This is a genomic window from Kiloniella spongiae (assembly GCF_001026905.1).
Taxonomy (GTDB): Bacteria; Pseudomonadota; Alphaproteobacteria; order Kiloniellales; family Kiloniellaceae; genus Kiloniella; species Kiloniella spongiae.
Genome location: NZ_LAQL01000017.1, coordinates 16369 through 36597 on the forward strand (window position 1 = coordinate 16369; position 20229 = coordinate 36597).

Here is a 20229-nt window from a genome sequence, read left to right on the forward strand (position 1 = left end):
GCATTATGTGTGGCATCATTGGTATTATCGGTACAAAGCCTGTTGTTCCTCTCTTATTGGACGGTTTGAAGCGATTGGAATATCGTGGATATGATTCCGCTGGTATTGCCACGTTGGTTGATGGTGGTTTGGAAAGACGACGTGCTCAGGGTAAGCTCGTTAACCTGCAGAATCGTGTAGAAGAAGAACCCATTACCGGTATGACAGGAATTGGTCATACCCGTTGGGCAACACATGGTCGCCCCAATGAAATCAATGCGCACCCGCATGCCAGTGACAAGGTATCGCTTGTCCATAATGGCATTATCGAAAATTTTCAGGAACTACGTGCTGAGTTAGACGCGAAAGGGCAAGCCTTTCAGACGGAAACGGATACCGAAGTTGTTGTGCACTTAATCACAAATTATCTGAATGATGGTTTGTCACCTGAAGAGGCTGTTCATACGACGCTCAAGCGTCTTGAAGGGGCTTTTGCTTTGGCGATTGTCTTTGCCGGTCGGGAAGACTTGATGATTGGTGCACGTCGTGGCAGCCCGCTGGCCGTGGGCTATGGTGATGGCGAGATGTATTTGGGCTCAGATGCTCTTTCTCTTTCTCATCTGACTGATCAGATTTGTTATCTGGAAGAAGGGGATTGGGTTGTTCTGGATAACAATGGCGCGACTATCCGGGATCTTGCAGGAAACCTTTTGAACCGAGAAGTAATTCAAACGGCTGTATCTGGTGCCATGATTGGTAAGGGCCAATATCGTCACTTCATGCAGAAAGAAATTTATGAGCAGCCAGCAGTTGTTGGTGACACACTGCATACTTTCTTTAATCCTTTGGCACGTTCTATCCAGCTCCCGGATTTTCCGTTCGATTTGGCTAATATCTCCCGTTTGACCATTGTCGGGTGTGGTACGGCATCCTTGGCAGGAATGGTGGCTAAATACTGGCTGGAACAGGAAGCACGTCAGTTGGTCGAAGTCGATATTGCATCCGAGTTCAGATACCGTGAAGCGCCATTGCCTGATAATGGTGTCAGCCTGTTTATTTCCCAATCCGGTGAGACAATTGATACTCTGGCAGCACTTCGTTATGCCAAAGAACAAGGGCAAAAGATTATTTCTGTTGTCAATGTGCCTGAATCTACTATTGCCCGTGAATCAGATATGGTCTTGCCGACTTTGGCTGGGCCTGAAATTGGTGTGGCATCAACCAAGGCTTTTACCACGCAGCTTACCGTTCTTGCCTGTCTTGCGATTGGTATTGGCCGTGCCAAAGGAACAATTTCACCGGAACGCGAAGCAGAGCTGTCTTCTGCTTTGACCGAAATCCCGTCGCGTATCACTGAAATTCTGAATACGGATGAAATCATCCGCAAAATCGCTGCCGATGTCAGTGAAGCACGGGATGTACTCTATCTTGGTCGTGGTAATCTATATCCCATGGCGATGGAAGGGGCATTGAAGCTCAAGGAAATCAGTTATATTCATGCCGAAGGTTATGCCGCAGGCGAGATGAAACACGGTCCTATTGCTTTGATTGATGAAAATGTTCCGGTTATTGCCTGTGCCCCGAGCGGTCCGATGATGGAAAAGACAATTTCCAACCTTCAGGAAGTTCATGCACGCGGTGGGCAGATTATTCTCTTCTCTGATGAAGAGGGCGTTGCCCGGGCCGGAGATATTGCCAAACACAGTGTTGTTTTGCCAAGGGTTGATCCCTTTGTTGCGCCAATCCTTTATGCGCTTCCTATTCAGCTTCTGGCCTATCATACGGCTGTTCTGAAGGGAACGGATGTCGATCAACCGAGAAATCTTGCCAAATCTGTTACGGTGGAGTGATAGACGATCAAGTGATGAAAAAACGTCGTGCTGTTCGGGCTGTTATTCTCTCGCCCGATGATAAAATTTTATTGGCACGTATGCAGTACCCCAATACAGAGCCTCTATGGTTGACACCCGGAGGCGGCCTTGAGAGGTATGAAGATCCTGTTTTTGCTTTACGCCGTGAATTAAACGAAGAGATTTTTGCGAGTAACTGGGATATTGGTCCTTTGGTTTGGACCAGAGAACATCGCTTGACCTTTAACAAGCAAGATATCTGTGTCAATGAGACCTTTTACTTAATCCAGTCCGAGAAGTTTGATCCTCCACAGGCAATGCCTGATGCAAATGAAAATCGGCACTTCCACGGTTATCGTTGGTGGGATGCGACAGATATCACAGCATCTGGTGAAACTTTTGTGCCTTTAAAAATCGCGACGTATCTGCCAGATTTGATTGATTGTATTATTCCCGATAAGCCTATTGATGTCGGGGTTTGATTTTCAGGAGTAAGGCGTGTCGGTTAAAATTTTTCGGGCAAAATCAGAGCATGTAAAGAAGATCTCGTCTGTGTTTGATCTCTACAGACAACACTATGGAGAAACATCTGATCTGAAAACTTGTGGGCAGTTTCTTGGTGATAGGTTAGCCGCGAACGAAGCAATTATTTTCTTTGCCCAAAATACTGAAGGACAAGCGATTGGTTTTGTTCTGGCCTATCCTATTTTTTGTGCGGTGCCTTTTCGACGAGATCTTTTTCTTGGTGATCTCTATGTTTTGGAAACAGAGCGTAATCGAGGTATCGGGCGTAAGCTTTTACAATCCATGAAAGAGCACGCGGCTCAGATCAATTCCAAGGGAACTTTACTGGCGACGGAAATTGATAATGTGCAAGCTCAGGAACTTTATGAAAGTCTGGGGTTTAAGCATGATACAGATCGACGCTACTATTATCTTAGTCTTTGATGTCCATTAGAAATATCTTTATATAAATGTTCTAAGCCATAAATATAGAGCGATAAAATGACAATAGAGATCCTGCAGGCTAATACACAGACTATCCATAAAGTCGTTGAATGTTTTGATCTTTATCGTCAGTTCTATGGACAGGAAAGTGATCGCAAGGCTTGTGAGATTTTTCTTTCAGAGCGCCGAGCCAATTCTGAGTCGGTGGTATTTTATGCGCAAAATAGTGATGGTGATGTTTTGGGTTTTACCCAACTCTATCCGACGTTCTCTTCTGTTTCCCTTCGGAGGGATTTGATCCTGAATGATCTTTATGTGCATGAAAAATCACGGGGACAAGGCGTTGCCAGAAAACTGCTAACGGCGGCGCGGGATCATGGGAAAAAGGTGAATTCCAAAGGGCTCCTTCTTGAAACCGATATTCTGAATGCAAAAGCACAGTCGCTCTATGAATCTTTTGGGTTCGAACGTGAGACTGATCACTACTTTTATTATCTGACGATTTGATTTACAAAACGCCAGGGCGTGATCTTTATAGTCTGTGGATGTCACACCTTTTTCTTATTATGTCCGACGTAGCATTTCATTGAATGTAAACTCTGACCCGTAAAATTTCACATCTTTATCTGATTAATAAAAGCACTTCGTCGCTGGGCTGTATTCCTATTGTTGTCTGAGGATAGTCAGTATCAAGGTGTTCTTGAAGGTTATTGATATGATGAAACGCATAAATGTTATTGGGACCAGCGGAAGCGGTAAGTCCACTGTTGCCCGCGCTCTTGCCAGTGTATTGGATTATCCGCATGTTGAGATGGATATTTTTCACTGGAAACCGAATTGGAAAAACGCTTCAGATAAAGAATTTCTTTCCGCTATTGTGGAAAATACGTCTGGTTCAAATTGGATATTAGACGGGAATTATAATCACACACAATCTGTCAAATGGGCTAATGTTGATACCGTGGTTTGGATAGATTATTCGTGGATAAGAACTTTTTACCAAGCTTCAAAACGGGCTGTTATTAGAGCTGTAATGAAGAAAGAGAACTGGCCTGGAACGGGCAATGTTGAGAGTTTCAGAAAAACTTTTTTAAGTCGCGATTCTGTCCTGCTTTGGACAATGAAAAGCTATAGAAGTAATATAAAATATTATGAGAAAATATTGAAAGATAAAGAATATTCTTATATCAATTTTGTACGCTTAACCAGTCCTGCTGAAACTAGGAAATTTATTGCTTCTCTAGCCTCTGAGCGTAAATAAAATTAGAAGTGGGACATATTTGATTAGCATAGTTTATTTCGTTGGAAGAAAGCTATGCCAATTCCAGTATAACAGGTTGGTGATCTGAAGCATCCGTTTGTTCATCAACGAAAATGTTCGCCACCAAGGCTGTCAGACTTTCTGTGATGAAGAAGAAGTCGCGGCAATGCGGACCTTCTGGCCATTGTTCCGGATCGAAGATGCCGCAAGTTGGGGCATGCTTTTTATCGTTATGGAAAGCGGACCATGCATCAATATAGTGTTTTGATGTCTCGAGAATCTCTGAATTCAACAGCCGGTAGGTTTCTTCGCCTACCACTGCATTAAAATCCCCGCAAATAATGCTGCGTTCCGGTCTGTGGATAGCCGCGTAGGGTCCGGATGATGGCGCTATGCTGTGATAATCTTGGTTTGCGATGACTTCTTCCTGTACCTTGCACAGATATTCAGCTTGCGAATAGCGCTGTTTTGCACAGTGATATTCCATATGTGTTGTTGTGATGCGTAAGGGGCCACTTTCGAGATTAACTACAACTTCCAGTGCTTGACGTGGCATATTCTTGCAAGGAATTTCGGGGCGAGGCTGAGGAAGCAGATGGTTAAAGACCTGTAGAACGGGCAAGCGTGAAAGGATCATGTTGCCAAATTGACGGCGATTATCTTCACCGGGATACAGGTGATCTATTGCTGGGCCAAAAAAGGGGGTATGTTCAGGAAATAGGTTTGAGAGAATAGTGTATTGATCTGCTGCCTGACCTTTGTCAGAGATTGGGTCAAAACGTGCAACTTCTTGAAGGCAAATAATATCCGGATCACCTTGGGATTTTATGACCTTTGCAATCCGCCCAAGGTCGACAACGTTGTCTACGCCAAGGCCACACTGAATATTCCAACTCACAACGGTGGTCATTTTATTTTTCAACCTGTACACAGAATATATCTAAAAGAGCAGGTAAATTGACGTGGTTGCCAGAACAAGGCAAGCGCTAAACCATCAGGATTAACGAAGAACAATGTCCCCTGACAAAGGTAAAAGTCAGAATTGGTACTTGTACCAGATAGGTGGCTTGGATAGCGTTCAATCCTATTCATATATCTATCTTATGTTGTGAGCCGAAATGTATGTTGGGTTCGCCTCATGTTTCAGGACATTCGTTATGCCTCTTTCTTTGCGGGATAAATCACTTTTTCAACAACAGGCCTTTATTGCGGGGGAATGGGTTGATGCGGATTCCAAAAGAACAGCGTCTGTTTATGATCCGGCGACGGGACATGAATTGGGGCAGATGCCCTGGATGGGGGCAGGGGAAACGCGAAGGGCTATAGAAAGCGCGGAAGGGTCACTTGCAAGCTGGAAGGCGAAAACAGCAAAAGAGCGCGCTACCGTTTTGAGACGCTGGCATGATTTGATGCTGGAACATCAGGATGACCTGGCCCAGATTATGACTGCTGAACAGGGCAAGCCGCTGGACGAAGCCAGAGGCGAAATCAAGTCTTCTGCCGGGTATATCGAATGGTTCGCAGAGGAAGCTAAACGGGTTTACGGAGAAACTATTCCGGCAGGGCGTAACGATCAACAGCTTCTGACAATCCGCCAGGCAATAGGTGTTGTTGCGGCGATTACACCATGGAACTTTCCGGCGCAGATGATTGCGCGCAAGTGTGCACCGGCCCTGGCCGCTGGCTGTACGGTTGTTGTCAAACCGGCACCTCAGACACCATACTCTGCTCTTGCGTTGGCTGTTCTTGCCCAAAGAGCGGGGATACCAGATGGTGTTCTTAACGTTGTGACGGGCAAGGCTGGGGAAATCGGGGATGAAATGACGTCCCACCATGCTGTTCGTAAGCTGTCATTTACCGGGTCAACCGTTGTCGGTAAAGTTCTGATGGAAAAATGTGCTTTGACCGTGAAACAGGTTTCTATGGAGCTTGGCGGGAATGCACCTTTTATTGTTTTTGATGATGCAAACCTTGATCTTGCAGTAAAGCACTTGCTTGCAAGCAAATTTCGCAATGCAGGGCAAACCTGTGTTTGTGCCAATCGTATTATGATTCAAAAAGGTGTTTACGATGTTTTTGCCGAAAAGTTGGCAAAGGCGGTAAAAGAGATAAAGGTTGGCGCTGGCCAAGATGAAGGCGTGGAGTTGGGGCCGCTTATCGATGATCGAGCCATTGATAAGGTTGATGGCCTGGTCCGTGATGCTTTGTCCAAGGGAGCGGAGGCGCTTGTTGGGGGGGCGCCAATGCTTCTTGGCGATCAGTTCTATGCGCCTACAGTGTTGACGGGCGTTACTGAGAATATGCAGGTTTTTCACAAAGAGATTTTTGGCCCAATTGCACCGCTCTATTGTTTTGAGCACGAAGACGAGGCTATTGAACTGGCGAATGCCACGCGCTATGGCTTGGCCGCCTATTTCTTTTCTCGTGATGTCGGTCGAGTATGGCGTGTGTCCGAAGCTTTGGACTACGGTATGATCGGGGCTAATTCAGGAACACTATCTTCCGAAGCAACACCTTTTGGGGGAATCAAAGAGTCTGGGATTGGCCGGGAAGGTGGACAATACGGGATTCAGGAATATCTTGAAATTAAGTATATTAATATGGGTTTAGAGGGTTAATTTGAAACAAAACCTCTTTAGTCATGAATAAAAGTTGCTCTTGCGTGTTTTATAATCAGGACTAACAAAATTTAAGGCTTTTATAATGTTAAGATATACAATCAATTTTCTATTCGCTTTGGCGCTAGTGTTCTTGCCTTTGAAGGTCATGGCAAGTGATTGGCAGCTTGATAACGACAGTTCGCGGTTGAGCTTTGGCTCTATCAAGAAGGCATCGGTTGGGGAGAGCAATTACTTTACTAATCTTAAGGGAGGTGTGAGTGCCGAGGGAAAGGCACAGATCCAGATTGAACTGGCCTCTGTACAGACTGGTATCGATATTCGGGATGACCGTCTTAAAGAACACGTCTTTAAAGTCGTTTCATGGCCGCAAGCAACACTTTCCATGGATGTCGATATGGTTTCTTTGGCAACCCTGAAACCTGGCGAGATAAGGGTTTTGGAAGACGTTGATACGAATGTATCAATTGCTGGTGCTGATAGTGAGATTACAAGCTCTCTTATTGTGACACGCCTTAGCCCAACACGAATTATGGTGCAACCAGATTTGGTTGTTATGCTCGATGCTGAAGAGTTTAATTTGGAAGGTGGCGTTGAGATCTTGCGGGAGCTTGCGGAGTTGAGTTCAATTTCGACAGCAGTACCAGTTAGCTATCGCTTTGTATTTGAACTTTCCAAATAGGAATATAATTTGGTATTTTGTCTATGGCCTGTCGTTGTTGTTTGCAGTGGCAGGCTATTTTTCTGTTTAATATCTGTGTTCTAAATTTATAGTGGTAGGGTAAAAGATCGGATGGGTGTTCTCGTGGATACTGACCGATGCAATTCCCTTAGGGCCCGCAATACTTAATGCCCAGTGACAAAGGCAATCAGATGAAGAATAAAAAACTTGTTTTGGCAGCACGTCCAAATCCAGCTATTTCAACCGAAATTTTCCGATTGGAAGAAAAACAGCTTTCATCTTTGTCTGATGGCCAATTGCTGATCAAGAATCACTATCTTTCAGTTGATCCTGCGATGCGTGGTTGGGTAACAGATATGCCGAACTATATACCGCCCGTGGAGATTGGGACTGTGATGCGTAGCTTTGCCGTTGGTGAAGTCGTTGAGAGCAAACATTCTGACTATGCTGTTGGAGATTTTGTCTATGGACTGTTTGGGTGGCAGGAGTTTGCAGTCAGTGATGGTTTTGATGTTGAACGGAAAGTAAATCCCGACGACGGTCCTCTTTCAATAAATCTTCATGTGTTGGGTATGACAGGCGCAACGGCCTGGTTCGGCTTAACCGAAATTGGCGATCCAAAACACGGGGAAACTGTTGTCGTTTCGACAGCTGCGGGCGCAGTTGGATCTATGGTTGGGCAGATCGCCAAAGCAAGGGGATGCCGAACTGTTGGCATTACTGGAAGTGATGAAAAGGCGGTGCGTTGCCTCAATGAATTTGGCTATGATGCTGTACTGAACTACAAAACGGCGACCGATTTAGCGGGTGATCTTACCAAGGCTTGCCCTGATGGTGTGGATGTCTATTTCGATAATGTCAGCGGTCCAATTACGGATGCCGTTATGAACCAGTTTAATATCGGTGCTCGGATGACGGTTTGCGGGGTGATTGGTATTTCCCCTGAGCATGTGAACGGACCGCGTGTATCGCGAACGATGCTGGTAAAGCGCGCCAAAATGCAAGGTTTCCTGATCTTTGATCACATGCACCGTCTCTCCGAAGCTGTTGCAGGCCTCTTGCCGTTGTACAAAGCGGGAAAATTAAGTTTTAGCGAAGAGATTTTTGAGGGGCTTTCTTCTGCACCAAGGGGGCTGGAAAGCCTGTTGGCGGGAACAAATCAGGGCAAGGTTATTGTGAAGCTTTAGGTTGACGCTCTGGTTGTCAGCTCGATTTTTTTTGTTCTTACCCAGAAGTATTGCCTGTCACGAATTTGTGATAATTGAACTCTACATAAGAAACAGCATGTTATGATGAATACATGTGCACTTTTCCCATCGCTTTACAGCGTGCATTATGTTGAGGTCTTTAAATTCGATACTTTTATTTCTATCTAGTCTGTCCTAAGTATTTAGTATCAATAATATAGCTTTATCTTTCAGGAGCCTGTTGCATGCCAACCTATCACGATGATGATGTTCAATATGATTACGATCTGTTTGTGATCGGTGGGGGATCCGGTGGTGTACGTGGTGCTCGAATGGCCGCGGCTACAGGTGCTAAAGTCGCCTTGGCAGAAGAATATCGCTATGGCGGAACATGCGTTATTCGCGGATGTGTGCCTAAGAAACTCTTTTCCTATGCAAGCCATTTCCATGAAGAATTCGAAGACGCTGCTGGATTTGGCTGGTCCGTTGGCGATAGCTCTTTTGACTGGAAAACGTTGATTGCCAATAAAGATAAAGAGATTGATCGCCTTGAGGACATTTATAAAGGCATTTTGAAGAATGCGAATGTAACAAGGTACGACGGGCGTGCTGTCCTTGAAGACAGGCATACCGTGCGTGTCGGCGATCAAACCTTTACAGCTAACAAGATCTTGTTAGCTCCGGGTGGACATGTTGTCTTCCCAGAAGGAAAAGGTTGGGAGCATGCGATAAGCTCTAACGAAGCTTTTCATCTGGATGAACTGCCCAAGCGTGTGATTGTCTATGGCGGTGGTTATATCGCTGTCGAATTTGCAGGTATTTTCAATGGCCTTGGTTCCGACGTTACGCAAGTTTACCGTGGGGATGCTCTTCTACGTGGTTTTGACCGTGATGTTCGGGAGTTTCTGGGTGCGGAAATGACGAAAAAAGGCATTGCGCTTGAGCTTAATCTGACGATTGAGGGAATAGAAAAAACAGATGGTGGATTGGAAGTTACCTATTCTGACGGTCGTAAGGTCGAAGTGGATGCTGTTTTTGCGGCAACAGGACGTAAGCCGAATGTCGAAGGGCTTGGTCTTGAAAAGGCTGGCGTTGAACTAAACAGCAAAGGCGCAATCAAGGTTGATGAATTCTCGCAGACAACGGCGAAGAATATCTATGCGGTTGGTGATGTGACAGATCGGATTAACCTGACGCCGGTTGCTATTCAAGAAGCAATGGCTTTTGTTGATACAGCCTTTAAGGGCAAACCCCGGGCGATGGATCATCATAATGTTGCGACAGCTGTCTTTAGCCATCCACCCGTTTGTACGGTTGGCTTAAGCGAAGAACAGGCGCTGGATCGTTATAGTGATGTCGAGGTCTATCAATCTTCTTTCCGCCCGATGAAACACACCTTGTCTGGTCGCGATGAGAGAGCTTTGATGAAGCTGATTGTTGAGAAACACGGCAAGAAAGTTGTTGGGCTTCACATGGTCGGAGCTGATTCACCTGAAATCGTTCAGGGCTTTGCAGTTGCTATTAAAGCCGGGGCAACGAAGGATATGTTTGACGCAACTGTTGGCATACATCCAACCGCTGCGGAAGAGTTTGTGACGATGCGTGAACCCAGAAAGTAAGTTTCTAAGCTGGCATTTGGTTGAATTAAAAAGGGCTGCATGAGTTTCGTGCAGCCCTTTATTTGTGTTTCCTACGAGGTTTTTCTTATCTTTTACCTATTTAAGAAAGGTCCAGTTTTTGTAGAAAATGCCATTAAAATTAATAAAGACAGTCTGCATGATTTGCATAAAGATGTTTTGTAATCCTGTGAAGGCTGATGGGCGTAGAACGTCAACAAAGACACAATAGCGTTCATGATCTTCTTCATTGATGGATTGATGCTGGATCGTGTCGTCAAAAATGAAAAGCGGATCATCGTGCCAGTAGTGTTTTTTGCCATCCACCTCGATATAGATGTTATCGCTTTTGATTGGTGTCAGGTTGTAGAGAACCCGTAGCGTCAGGCGCAAGGGACCGAAGTGCAGCGAGGTCGATTTCTTTTTATTAAAAACGGACACACCAATGGTTTTTATATAGGTAAATTCCTTGTTAAAGGCGGGAACTGCATCATTGGTGTTTTTGCCATACCATTTGTAAAACAGCATACCGCGGCTCTCTCCCCCAAGTTGAGCGCGAATGTCGCTGATGATCTCTTCTTTGTTATTATCAAATTCTTTCAGGACGCTTGCAATTTCGTTGCGATGCCCTTCGGGAAAATCATCTAGTTTGTATACGTATCTGTTCCGGTCAGAAATGAGGTCAAGGAACAGATTGATCGGTGACAAGGCCCAGGTAAGCATGCCGTTACCTGTAAAGTATTTCTTTGCCAGATCTGCAGTCACCTGGTGATGGCGTCCGACATCTAGAAGTCCCATAATGATAAAGGCAATGGTCAGGAGAGGAATAAAGTAGAGGAGGATCGCCAACGGAATGATTACCCGTAATAATCGGCTGATCTGTTTCTTGCTCATTTAGTGACCCTTAGCTTCTGACCGCTAACTACCTGAGTAAAATGTCCCATGCAGATCTATTGCGGTATGATTTTTTAACCTGGCAAATGTTTGTTCTAGATTTATAGCCCGTCGCCTGAACTGTTTCAAATAACGGTAGCTATAAATGCGAATCGCTATCAATTAATCATGAACAAGCTTTGCTGCAAATGAAATTCCGGTGAAATTTGAAATATAAATGCCTATATCAAGAGTATCCTCTGTACTGGGGCTATGCCTGAGATATGTATTTTTGATGAATATATAAGATAAGTAAGGCTTTGTGCTGGTAAAGGACAGAAAAGACGATTAAAACTGTCAAACGTGAAATTATATTGTGTAATTTAGAGGTATTGTAAATGAGCGCGAAATGGACACCTAATTCCTGGCGCGCCAAGGATATTCGGCAAGTGCCCGAATACCCGGATTCTGCTGTAGTAGATTCCGTGGAAAAAACCTTGGCGGGCCAACCGCCACTGGTTTTTGCAGGCGAGGCACGCAGACTACGTAAACAACTTGGTGAAGTGGCCGAAGGCCGCGCCTTCCTGTTACAGGGCGGTGATTGTGCAGAGGCATTTGCCGAGTTCCACCCCGATAATATCCGCGATACCTTTAAGGTAATGCTGCAAATGGCTGTGGCTTTGACCTTTGGGGCAGCTTGCCCTGTTGTTAAAGTTGGCCGTATGGCGGGACAATTCGCCAAACCACGTTCAGCCGGCACCGAAACAATTGATGGCGTAGAGCTTCCAAGTTACCGTGGTGATATTATCAATGGTATTGGTTTCACACCTGAGGAACGTATTCCTGATCCGGAGCGTTTGGTAAAAGCGTACCATCAATCTGCTTCCACTCTGAACCTGTTGCGGGCTTTTGCGCAGGGCGGTTATGCCAACCTTCGTAAGGTTCACGATTGGAATCATGATTTTGTTCGTAACTCTGCACAGTCAGATCGTTATGAAGCTCTGGCACAGCGTATTGATGAAGCTATCGGGTTTATGGAAGCTTGTGGTCTTACCGAAGACAAGGTTCCTCAATTGAGCGAGACTGACTTCTACACCAGCCATGAGGCACTTCTTCTTAATTACGAAGAGTCCCTGACACGCGTGGATAGTTTGACAGGTGACTGGTACGATTGTTCCGCACACATGCTGTGGATTGGTGATCGTACAAGGCATCTGGATGAAGCGCATGTTGAATTTATGCGTGGCATTCATAACCCTATCGGAATGAAATGTGGCCCGACGTCTAACCCGGATGATTTGTTGAAACTTATTGATCGTTTGAACCCGAACAATGATGCGGGACGTTTGACCCTGATCGTTCGTATGGGGCACGACAAGGTCGAAGAGCATCTACCTGCGTTGATTCGTGCGGTTGAACGCGAAGGCAAGAAAGTGGTTTGGTCATGTGATCCTATGCATGGCAATACCATCAAATCTTCCAGCGGTTACAAAACACGCCCGTTTGATCGGGTTCTGGCAGAGGTTCGCAACTTCTTTGCTGTTCATAAAGCGGAAGGCACCTATGCAGGTGGCGTTCACTTCGAAATGACGGGTAAAGATGTGACCGAGTGTATTGGTGGGGCGCAGGCGATTAAAGATGAAGATCTTTCTGCTCGCTATCACACCTATTGTGATCCGCGTTTGAATGCGAGCCAGTCACTTGAGTTGGCCTTCCTGATTGCAGAACAGTTGAAAGACGAGCGCGAAAGTCGTTCTTCTTCACCTGTCGCGCAAGCGTCTTAGGTTATGACGATTAGCGGGTAAGCATAATGCCTGACAGTACGCACGAAAAAAGTCAGCAGGGAAAACACCAGAGGGAGGAGCGATCCTCCCTCTGGCCTGTTGAAGATAAAGACATCACGGCTTGGACCGACCATTATTTCAATCGAAGTAAGAAGGTCGTTGAAAAGTTTGGTGATCAAAAGGTGACCTATGCCATCTTTATGCGGCGTCCTGTCGTATCTGCGCCGGGGCTTGTTATCAAGTGGCTGGAAGAGATGGCGTTAAAGCGTGACTTTGATCTTAAAATAGATCTTCGTTATGCCGAAGGACGCTGGGTTGGTGCCGGTGAACCGATTATGTATCTTACCGGATCTCTTACACATCTAGTCGACCTTGAAACTCTGTTGTTACAGCGTCTTGGTCCTGCCTGTGTGGCGGCCTACAATGCCTTTACCATGTGTTCTGATCTTCATTCTGTTGCTTTTCTGGCAATGGATGCCCGTCACTGTGCGGGAACTGATATGGCCGAAATTATGGCCTATGCGGCTTCTGTCGGGGCAGATCGAGCCAAGCGTAAAAACGGGGCCGTTGGTTTCGTTGGCAATGCAACGGATGCAACCGCGCATTACTTTGGACAGGATGGCGGCATGGGCACGATGCCGCATGCCCTGATTGGCTATGCAGGATCGACCTTGAAAGCTGCGGAAATGTTCGATGAGACCTTTCCGGGTGATCCTATGACCGTTCTGGTGGATTATTTTGCGCGTGAGATTACTGATGCGTTGACGGTTTGCCGTCGCTTTCCAAAACGTGCCGCTGAAGGCCTGTTGTCTGTACGTCTGGATACAGCGGGAAGTCGGTTTGTCGAAACGCTTGATCCGCCGAGTTCTTACGCGGTTCTTGAGCGCAATGTGCCGCGGGCAATCCGTGGCTACCGAAACGAAGAAGAACTTCGCTATCTGGTTGGGCCGGGTGTGTCAGCTGCTGCGATCTGGACAATGCGGGAAGCATTGGATCAAGAAGGCTTTACCAAAGTCAAGATTGTTGCCTCGTCTGGTTTTAGTCCGGCTAAGTGCCGCTTGATGGCTGAGGCTGAGGCACCACTTGATGTTGTGGGTACAGGAAGTTATCTGCCTAATCGCTGGTCTGAAACCTATGCGACGGCTGATATTGTAGAATATGATAACGTTCCCCGTGTGAAGGTGGGACGAGAGTTCCTGATTAGAAAGTAAATAGGCAATAATGACTGAAATGGTTCAGGATGCATCATTAGACACATCCATCGAAGATCTGATCGATAGCTTTGAATTCCTTGATGATTGGGAAGAGCGATATCGATATATCATCGAGATGGGGCGAAAGCTTACCCCTATGGACGATGCGCTTAAGACGGAGGCATCACGTGTTCAGGGGTGTACCAGTCAAGTTTGGCTTGTGTGTAATGTGGATGAGAACATGCCGCCACGTTTGAGCTTTATTGCAGATAGCGATGCACACATTGTGCGCGGGCTTGTTGCTGTTCTTCTGATGATTTTTTCAAACAAGACAGCACAGGAAATCAGGTCGATTGATATTGACGATATCCTTGCACGCTTGGAATTTTCACAACACCTTAGCCCAAACCGTGCCAATGGTTTACATGCGATGGTAAAACGCATTCAAGCAACGGCCGAAAGCTATTGCTGAGGCCAGCAATTTATTTGTAGCAGTGTTAAAACTAAAAAGCTCGCAGGAATGTCTCTGCGAGCTTTTTATGATTTTATGGATTGAGTTGTGAGCGCAATTAGAATGTTCCGGGGTAGGATCCTCCATCCAATAGCCAGTTCTGTCCTGTTATAAAGCCTGCACGTGTACTGCAGAGGAACGCACAAGCGGCTCCAAATTCATCTGGCTTACCAAATCGTTTACTTGGGTTTGATGACCGACGCTTGGTCCATTCTTCGTCAAGTGTGGTGCCGTTCTTTTTTGCCGCGCTTTCTAGTGTCGCCGTCAAGCGATCTGTCTCGAATGGACCAGGGAGTAGGTTGTTTACTGTTACGTTGTTCGCGGCAACTTCCCGGGCAAGACCTGCCACAAAGCCAGTTAAGCCGGATCGTGCCCCATTGGATAATCCCAGAATTGAAATGGGCGCCTTTACGGCGCCGGAAGTAATGTTCACAACGCGTCCGAACTTGCGAGAAATCATCCCGTCGATCACAGCTTTGGTGAGCAGAATAGGGGTGACCATATTGGCTTCCAAAGCTTTGTGCCACTCTTCGCCTTCCCAATCACGGAAATTACCAGGGGGAGGGCCACCAGCATTGTTCACCAAAATATCAGGATCAGGGCATGCAGCGAGCAACTGAGTGCGCCCTTCAGCTGTAGTTACATCACAGGCGACGGTTGTGACTACTGTTCCTGTTGCATTACGAATTTCTTCTGCTGTGGCTTCCAGTGAATCCGGTGTTCGTCCGTTAATAACGATTTCAACGCCTTCGTTTGCCAGTTCCATTGCACAGGCTTTGCCAAGTCCTTTGGAGGACGCGCAGATAATGGCCTTGCGACCTGCGATACCTAAATCCATCTTTATCTCCCTGATACGTATGGTGAGGATTCCTTAGGGGGATCTTCATTCCTTAAGCTTTGGGCTTCTTGGGTAATACTGCAAGCTCAAATCTTTGATCTTTCGTACATTATTTTGCACTTCACTTTGTAACTTGTTTTTGGTGTGAAAGAAGCCTACATATACTCATTATGAGTATATGTAGGCTTCTGGGATGAATCTCTAAATGAATTTCTGGGATAAATACTGTCTCTTATCCTTGCCGCCATACCTGTATAGAGGTAATAAGCTGACATGAGTGAAAAACTGACAATTGCCTTTGCGCAAATGAACCCGACAGTCGGCGATATCCGTGGGAATGCTGATCTCATTCGTGCTGCCCGCCAGAAAGCAGCGGATGCTGGTGCGGACTTGCTGGTTACGCCTGAACTTAGTCTGGTGGGCTATCCACCGGAAGATCTTGTTCTGAAGCCTGAACTCTTGCTTGAGGCACAGGCTGAACTACGTAGCCTCATGACTGATACCGCTGATGGTGGGCCTGGGATATTGGTCGGTGCACCAATGCCGGATGTGAAACTACAGGAAAACCCTTTCAAGAAAGCCTTCACGACAGCTGGATCAGAAATCTATAACGCTGCTGTCCTTTTGGATGGGGGAAGCCTTGTCGGATGGAAAGGCAAACATTTCCTTTGTGACTATAGTGTTTTTGATGAAAAGCGTGTTTTCAAGCAGGGTGCTTTGACGGGACCATTTTCATTTCGTGGTGTTCGTATTGGTGTCTTTATCTGCGAAGATATGTGGGATGCCGATGTTTGCGAAACGCTTGCCGAAGCTGGTGCAGAGATGTTGATTGGAATCAATGGATCTCAGTTTAACGCTGGTAAAACAGATACGCGCCAGCTTTTGGCTATTGAACGTATCAAGGAATGTGAACTCCCATTGGCTTATCTAAATATGGTAGGTGGACAGGATGACATTGTGTTCGATGGTGGTTCTTTTGTTCTGAATGCGGATTGTAGCCTTAAGGCGCAGGCCCCCATGTTTGACGAGCACTTCATGGTAACTGAATGGCTGAAGAATGCTGATGGTGAATGGGAATGTCAGTCCTCACAAACCGTTGCGCCTGAAGAAGAGCTAGCGGCTGTTTACCGTGCACTAGTGGTTGGTGTTCGTGACTATATCCGCAAGAATCGTTTCCCGGGTATTGTCATTGGCATGTCGGGAGGGATTGATTCCGCACTTTCTGCCGCTATTGCTGTAGATGCGATTGGGGCGGAACGTGTGCGCTGTATCATGATGCCATCGCCCTATACGTCCAAAGAAAGTCTGGAGGACGCAAAACGTGCCACCGAACTTCTGGAGGTGAAATACGATTCTATTTCAATTGGCCCGGCAATGAAGGCATTCGAAGAAATGCTGGCCTCGGTTATGGCGGGTACCGAAGCGGATACAACCGAAGAAAATATTCAAGCGAGATCTCGCGGTTTAACGCTGATGGCCATTTCCAACAAGCTTGGCTATATGGTGCTTTCCACAGGGAATAAATCAGAAATGTCGGTGGGTTACGCAACGCTTTATGGTGACATGTGTGGTGGTTATAACGCCCTGAAAGATGTTTATAAAACCAAGGTTTTTGCGCTTTCTCGCTGGCGTAATGAACATAAACCAGATGACGTTCTCGGGCCTGATGGTGCTGTGATGCCGGATAGGATTATCACCAAACCCCCCTCAGCAGAGTTGAAGCCAGATCAGACGGATCAGGATAGTTTGCCAGAATATGATATTCTGGATGGTATTCTGGAGTGTCTCATCGAAGAAGAATTACCTCTTGTGGATATTCTCGCACGGGGATATGACGAGAACACTGTTCGTCGGGTCTGGCGTATGTTAGACCTTGCAGAATATAAACGCCGTCAATCAGCGCCGGGTGTTCGCGTAACAATTCGCGACCTTGCCCGTGATCGACGTTATCCGATCACGAATGCGTTTCGCGGTCTTACAAACAGATAAATTAGAGATAAAGACGAGTTCATGAAAGTACGCTTTGCTCCTAGCCCAACGGGTCGCCTACATGCCGGAAACGCCCGTATTGCGGTATTGAACTGGCTTATGGCCAAAAAAGCAGGTGGGAGCTTCTTGCTTCGTCTGGATGACACGGACACTGAACGGTCGACGGAAGAATATGCGAAGTCTATTCAAACAGATCTGAAATGGCTGGGCCTAGAGTGGGATGAATTTGCTGTTCAGTCTCACCGTATGGATCGGTATGAACTGGCAGCTGAAAAGCTGAAAGCAGATGGTCGCCTTTATCCTTGTTACGAAACTTCTGATGAACTCGGTCTGAAGAGAAAGATCGCTCTGCAGGCTGGTCGTCCACCGATCTATGACCGTGAGGCTTTGAAGTTAACACCGGAAGATATTGCGAAGTATGAAGCTGAGGGGCGTCAAGCCCATTGGCGTTTTAAGCTGGAACACAAGGATATTGACTGGACAGATCTTGTCCGTGGTGACGTGCATTTTGAAGGTCAGCATCTGACCGATCCTGTGCTTATCAGGGAAGATGGTCGTCCTTTGTATACACTGACATCCTGTGTTGATGATATTGAATTGGACGTTACGCATGTGTTGCGTGGCGAAGATCATGTATCCAACACAGCCGTACAGGTACAGCTGTTTGAAGCTCTTGGTGGCAAGGTTCCTGAGTTCGCACATATCTCCCTAATGGTTGGTGCGGACGGTTCAGGCCTCTCTAAACGTCTTGGCAGTTTAAGCCTGGAATCTCTTCGCGAGGAAGAAGGTTTTGAGCCGATGGCTTTGAATAGCTATCTGGCGCGCCTTGGTACGCCTGATCCTATTGAAGTTCGTCAGGCACCTGGAGCTTTAACTGAATTGTTTGATATTGCCCGCTTTGGTCGCGCGACACCGCGCTTTGATCCTGTTGAACTAGGACACTTGAATGCCAAGGTTCTGCATGATGCAGATTTTGCAGCGATTAAATCTCGTCTGCAGGATGGTTTCGACGAGGATCTTTGGGAAGTTGTGCGTCCAAACCTTGAGAAGCTGTCCGATACGCAGTCTTGGTTTGACATCTGTCGGGGTGCTGTGACACCGGATATTGCGGATGAAGATGCTGAATTCCTGTCACTGGCGGCTGAAAAGCTGCCAGAGGGAGATTGGGATCAGGGCACATGGAAAGCCTTGACTACTCTTCTTAAAAACGAAACAGGGCGTAAGGGTAAACAGCTTTTCATGCCGCTTCGCAAAGCCTTGACCGGTCAGCAACATGGCCCGGAATTGGCTCAGCTTCTGCCTGTTATTGGTCGTGAACGTGCTGAAGCGCGTCTCAAAGGTCAAACAGCCTAAAATAAAGGCTGTCAGCATAGTTGTCGCTATAGCGACACTTAAAATTATTGGCGTATATTCGTGAAAGGGGTTTAATATAAACCTCTTTCTTTTATACAATCACTTTATTCAACCCCTAGATTTCGGGAAAAGACGATGACGATTAAAGTCCATAATACTCTTGCGCGTGAAAAGCAGGATTTCGAGCCAATCGATCCTAAAAATGTGCGCATGTATGTCTGTGGACCAACCGTTTATGATCTGGCGCATGTTGGTAATGCCCGCCCTGTTGTTGTCTTTGATACCTTTGCACGTTTGCTGCGCTACGTATATGGCGCGGAACATGTAACCTATGTCCGTAACATCACAGATGTTGAAGATAAGATTATTGATGCATCCCTGAAATCGGGTGAACCGATCGAAAGCATTACCAAGCGTACAACACAAGCCTATCATGACGACATGGCGGCGCTTGGGGCGCTTCCTCCTGATATCGAACCACGTGCGACGGATCATATTCAGGAAATGATCGACATGACGGCAAAGCTGATTGAAAAAGGACATGCCTATGAGGCGGAAGGGCACGTGCTCTTTTCTGTTCAATCTATGGCGGATTATGGTGAGCTATCTCGTCGCAATCGCGATGATATGATTGCCGGTGCCCGTGTTGAGGTTGCGCCCTATAAAAAAGACCCTGCTGATTTTGTGCTATGGAAACCGAGTAATGATGAGCAACCTGGTTGGGAAAGCCCGTGGGGTAAAGGCCGACCGGGCTGGCACATCGAATGCTCAGCCATGTCCCGTGTTCATCTGGGCGAGACCTTTGATCTTCATGGTGGTGGATTGGATCTTACCTTCCCGCATCATGAAAATGAAATTGCGCAATCCAAGTGCTGCAATGAAAAGCCTTATGTCCGTTACTGGATGCACAATGGTTATGTCGTGGTGAATGGCGAGAAGATGTCCAAGTCCCTTGGAAACTTCTTTACCGTGCGTCAGCTTCTGGACGAAGGTTTGAATGGTGAAGCACTGCGTTTGACCTTGTTGTCTGGTCACTATCGTCAACCGTTGGACATCACCCGTGAAAAGGTTGCTGAGTTTAAAACGCAGCTTGACCGTTTCTACGGCGCTATACAGTCTGTTGAGAAGATTGATGCCTCTACCGAAGAGGTTTCGGATTCTTTCCTTGAAGCTCTGAAAGACGATCTGAATACGCCATTGGCATTGTCTGTGTTGCATGACATTACCACGCAGTTGAACAAAACCACGGACGACCGCAAAAAGAACCGCAAGGTTATTGCCCAGCTTAAGGGACAGCTTTTGGCGGGCGGAAAACTGTTGGGTATACTCCAGCAGGACCCCGAAGTGTGGTTCAAAGGCGATGGCGATGACAGTCAGGATATCGAGGCATTGATTGCTGAGCGTATCGAGGCCAAAAAATCTAAAGATTTTGGCCGTGCTGATGCCATTCGTGATGAGTTGGCTGCTCAGGGAATTGAACTGTTGGATAGCCCATCAGGAACAACCTGGCGCCGAAAATAATCGACTGAAAATAGCGTGGTTTTAGA

18 protein-coding genes are annotated in these 20229 nt (G+C 46.5%); 15 read left to right on the top strand and 3 right to left on the bottom strand.

Going from position 1 to position 20229, the window contains the following annotated elements; genetic code table 11:
* Window positions 1-5 precede the first annotated feature (5 nt).
* The 5 genes from glmS (at window position 6) to WH96_RS18245 (ending at window position 4038) form a co-directional block, all read left to right on the top strand.
* Window positions 6-1829: a glutamine--fructose-6-phosphate transaminase (isomerizing) gene (gene glmS / locus WH96_RS18225; protein ID WP_047765667.1), complete on the top strand. Its 1824-nt coding sequence runs from the start codon at window positions 6-8 to the stop codon at window positions 1827-1829.
* 14 nt (window positions 1830-1843) lie between these two features.
* Window positions 1844-2311 (top strand): NUDIX domain-containing protein, encoded by a 468-nt coding sequence (locus tag WH96_RS18230; protein WP_047765668.1) that lies wholly within the window; start codon window positions 1844-1846, stop codon window positions 2309-2311.
* Between the two features lie 16 nt (window positions 2312-2327).
* Entirely contained in the window at window positions 2328-2777 is a 450-nt protein-coding gene (locus WH96_RS18235; RefSeq protein ID WP_047765669.1) for a GNAT family N-acetyltransferase, read from the top strand.
* Between the two features lie 57 nt (window positions 2778-2834).
* Window positions 2835-3284 carry a GNAT family N-acetyltransferase gene (locus WH96_RS18240; RefSeq protein WP_204248242.1) on the top strand — a complete coding sequence of 150 codons (450 nt, stop codon included), beginning with the start codon at window positions 2835-2837 and terminating at the stop codon, window positions 3282-3284.
* Between the two features lie 208 nt (window positions 3285-3492).
* Complete coding sequence (locus WH96_RS18245) at window positions 3493-4038, top strand: P-loop NTPase family protein (protein WP_204248243.1); 546 nt, start codon at window positions 3493-3495, stop codon at window positions 4036-4038.
* Between the two features lie 52 nt (window positions 4039-4090).
* On the opposite strand, the gene WH96_RS18250 is transcribed toward WH96_RS18245, so the two are convergent.
* Entirely contained in the window at window positions 4091-4948 is an 858-nt protein-coding gene (locus WH96_RS18250) for an endonuclease/exonuclease/phosphatase family protein (protein WP_047765670.1), read from the bottom strand.
* A 247-nt stretch (window positions 4949-5195) separates the two neighbouring features.
* On the opposite strand from WH96_RS18250, the gene WH96_RS18255 reads away from it, so the two are divergent.
* From WH96_RS18255 to gor, 4 genes are all read left to right on the top strand, one after another.
* The gene (locus WH96_RS18255; RefSeq protein ID WP_047765671.1) at window positions 5196-6656 is read left to right on the top strand and encodes an NAD-dependent succinate-semialdehyde dehydrogenase; all 1461 of its coding nucleotides are present in this window, start codon (window positions 5196-5198) and stop codon (window positions 6654-6656) included.
* Between the two features lie 85 nt (window positions 6657-6741).
* Window positions 6742-7338 (top strand): YceI family protein, encoded by a 597-nt coding sequence (locus tag WH96_RS18260; RefSeq protein ID WP_047765672.1) that lies wholly within the window; start codon window positions 6742-6744, stop codon window positions 7336-7338.
* A gap of 191 nt (window positions 7339-7529) precedes the next feature.
* Window positions 7530-8525, top strand: a complete 996-nt coding sequence (locus WH96_RS18265; RefSeq protein WP_047765737.1) for an NADP-dependent oxidoreductase — start codon at window positions 7530-7532, stop codon at window positions 8523-8525.
* Between the two features lie 245 nt (window positions 8526-8770).
* The gene (gor, locus tag WH96_RS18270) at window positions 8771-10144 is read left to right on the top strand and encodes a glutathione-disulfide reductase (RefSeq protein WP_047765673.1); all 1374 of its coding nucleotides are present in this window, start codon (window positions 8771-8773) and stop codon (window positions 10142-10144) included.
* Between the two features lie 96 nt (window positions 10145-10240).
* Here the strand turns inward: gor and WH96_RS18275 are convergent, their stop codons facing one another.
* Entirely contained in the window at window positions 10241-11035 is a 795-nt protein-coding gene (locus WH96_RS18275) for an aspartyl/asparaginyl beta-hydroxylase domain-containing protein (protein ID WP_047765674.1), read from the bottom strand.
* Between the two features lie 377 nt (window positions 11036-11412).
* On the opposite strand from WH96_RS18275, the gene WH96_RS18280 reads away from it, so the two are divergent.
* Genes WH96_RS18280 through WH96_RS18290 form a run of 3 tightly spaced genes read left to right on the top strand, consistent with a single transcriptional unit; the run spans window position 11413 to window position 14463 of the window.
* Window positions 11413-12798: a class II 3-deoxy-7-phosphoheptulonate synthase gene (locus WH96_RS18280; RefSeq protein WP_047765675.1), complete on the top strand. Its 1386-nt coding sequence runs from the start codon at window positions 11413-11415 to the stop codon at window positions 12796-12798.
* A gap of 26 nt (window positions 12799-12824) precedes the next feature.
* On the top strand, window positions 12825-14009 hold the full coding sequence (locus WH96_RS18285) for a nicotinate phosphoribosyltransferase (protein ID WP_047765676.1): 1185 nt from the start codon (window positions 12825-12827) through the stop codon (window positions 14007-14009).
* A gap of 10 nt (window positions 14010-14019) precedes the next feature.
* Complete coding sequence (locus WH96_RS18290) at window positions 14020-14463, top strand: SufE family protein (protein ID WP_047765677.1); 444 nt, start codon at window positions 14020-14022, stop codon at window positions 14461-14463.
* A gap of 97 nt (window positions 14464-14560) precedes the next feature.
* Here the strand turns inward: WH96_RS18290 and WH96_RS18295 are convergent, their stop codons facing one another.
* The gene (locus WH96_RS18295) at window positions 14561-15340 is read right to left on the bottom strand and encodes an SDR family oxidoreductase (protein ID WP_047765678.1); all 780 of its coding nucleotides are present in this window, start codon (window positions 15338-15340) and stop codon (window positions 14561-14563) included.
* Between the two features lie 273 nt (window positions 15341-15613).
* Between WH96_RS18295 and WH96_RS18300 the strand changes: the two genes are divergently transcribed.
* The 3 genes from WH96_RS18300 (at window position 15614) to cysS (ending at window position 20203) form a co-directional block, all read left to right on the top strand.
* A complete protein-coding gene (locus tag WH96_RS18300) occupies window positions 15614-17329 on the top strand; it encodes an NAD+ synthase (protein ID WP_047765679.1) in 1716 nt (571 codons plus the stop codon).
* A 21-nt stretch (window positions 17330-17350) separates the two neighbouring features.
* Window positions 17351-18682 (top strand): glutamate--tRNA ligase, encoded by a 1332-nt coding sequence (gene gltX / locus WH96_RS18305; protein WP_047765680.1) that lies wholly within the window; start codon window positions 17351-17353, stop codon window positions 18680-18682.
* A gap of 135 nt (window positions 18683-18817) precedes the next feature.
* Window positions 18818-20203 (top strand): cysteine--tRNA ligase, encoded by a 1386-nt coding sequence (gene cysS, locus WH96_RS18310; protein WP_047765681.1) that lies wholly within the window; start codon window positions 18818-18820, stop codon window positions 20201-20203.
* Window positions 20204-20229 lie beyond the last annotated feature (26 nt).